The organism is Lawsonibacter hominis (assembly GCF_014287895.1).
Taxonomy (GTDB): Bacteria; Bacillota; Clostridia; order Oscillospirales; family Oscillospiraceae; genus Lawsonibacter_A; species Lawsonibacter_A hominis.
The window spans coordinates 1-1,365 of record NZ_JACOPP010000071.1 but is presented as its reverse complement, the minus strand read 5'-3'; the positions used below and the strand labels follow the sequence as shown (position 1 = coordinate 1,365).

Below are 1,365 nucleotides of genomic sequence, written 5' to 3'. Positions count from 1 at the left end.
ACCGCCACCACCCGAATCGAGCCGGACGAAAAGGTTCCCACCGCTTCGGGCGATTTGATGAAATCAGGCTATGGCGTAACAAACACTGTAACGGCAACCGTCAGCACCTCTGCCCCGCTGTCGCACTATACCTATGGGCAGACAGCCGTATCCTACTTCCCGGAGTTTGGCTATGAAACCTACTGGCGGCTGCTGGAACGGCTCACCAGTGGAACGACTGCGCGGTTCCAGTTCGCCCAAAATATTTACAGCACCTATAACCAGCGGGTGCATTTTTCGCCGGTTTGGTTCCCGGACGGGAGCTATACAGTCAATACTCATGTGATGGATATTTGGACGCCTGCGGGGATGCTCGCCATGAATCTCACCGATGATGTAACGATCAGCGGCTCCCTTTATGATGATTGGCATATCGCACCGGGCAATCCGTAAGGAAAAGGAGAATGGATATGAACGACAACAGAACGATTCGGATCATGGTGTTTGAACCTGGGCAGTCGCCTTATACGGCTATGCTGGAGGATTCTCTGGAACACCGGCAGGAACTTGTGGGTGGGGATATTGAGTGTATTCCTCTGCCTTGCGAAACGGTTCTCTGCTGCAATGCGTCTGGGAAACTGACAGGTCTGCCGGAGAACCGACAGTACGGGCCGGATACCCTTCACGGAACTTTTTTCCTCTATGGCGATACCCCGGAAGGACGGGGCGTTTCTTTGACCGATGAACAGATTGCCATGTATCAGGAGTATTTTCCGCAGCCGGTCCCCGCAGCGGTATCCTTTGAAGTACGGTCCGCCGCCGACATGAAAGAGTTTATGAACCTCATGTTCGGCAAGGGATGGGACATGGACACCGGAGCCGCAGAGGATATGGAGGCAGGCCGATGAGCAAAATGTTTTCGGTGGTGACTCTGGATGCCCCCCACTCTCTGATGACGGAGCATTTTGTCCCCGGTAGCCCTGATGGGCTGGATGAACTGCTGGACTGTGATGAAATCTCCGAGGTTCTTGCCGAATGGCCCCTGGGGGATACCATCGAAGCGAAAATTCAGACCTATCTCTATGGAGATGGCGAAACCGTGCGCGCTGACGAGGAGGATTTGGCTTTCTTCCAAGAGCATTTTGACGAGCTGGACGCCAGCGATGCCCTGGACTGCATCTCAGACCACAGCTTTTCTTTTGAATCGGACGAGTTGGATTTTGGGTACGGTGAAGAAAGCGATGATGAAGAAGATTTGGAACTATAAGACACGGCTCTGCTGAAAAGCAGGGCCTATTTTTATGGCAAAGAAAGCGAGGTCGATAAATTGCTTTTGCCGATTATTATGATCTGCGTCTGTGCGCTGCTGGGCGGTGGGACGCTGAT

The 1,365-nt window shown here is 53.0% G+C and carries 3 protein-coding genes; all 3 read left to right on the top strand.

Translation table 11 applies throughout. The annotated features are described in order from the left end of the window. A partial coding sequence (locus H8S57_RS16770; RefSeq protein WP_501981583.1) for a DUF8195 domain-containing protein occupies positions 1–432 on the top strand: 432 nt, incomplete at its 5' end. Between the two features lie 17 nt (positions 433–449). Beyond that, positions 450–887 carry a DUF3846 domain-containing protein gene (locus H8S57_RS16765; protein WP_242963993.1) on the top strand — a complete coding sequence of 146 codons (438 nt, stop codon included), beginning with the start codon at positions 450–452 and terminating at the stop codon, positions 885–887. Then, the gene (locus H8S57_RS16760; protein WP_087377533.1) at positions 884–1,246 is read left to right on the top strand and encodes a hypothetical protein; all 363 of its coding nucleotides are present in this window, start codon (positions 884–886) and stop codon (positions 1,244–1,246) included. The genes H8S57_RS16765 and H8S57_RS16760 overlap by 4 nt, the downstream gene beginning before the upstream one ends. Positions 1,247–1,365: the final 119 nt, after the last annotated feature.

What these genes read in the sequence shown, in the direction of transcription:
- H8S57_RS16765 (WP_242963993.1), top strand. Translation starts at nt 450, where the DNA reads ATGAACGACAACAGAACGATTCGGATCATGGTGTTTGAACCTGGGCAG.
- H8S57_RS16760 (WP_087377533.1), top strand. Translation starts at nt 884, where the DNA reads ATGAGCAAAATGTTTTCGGTGGTGACTCTGGATGCCCCCCACTCTCTG.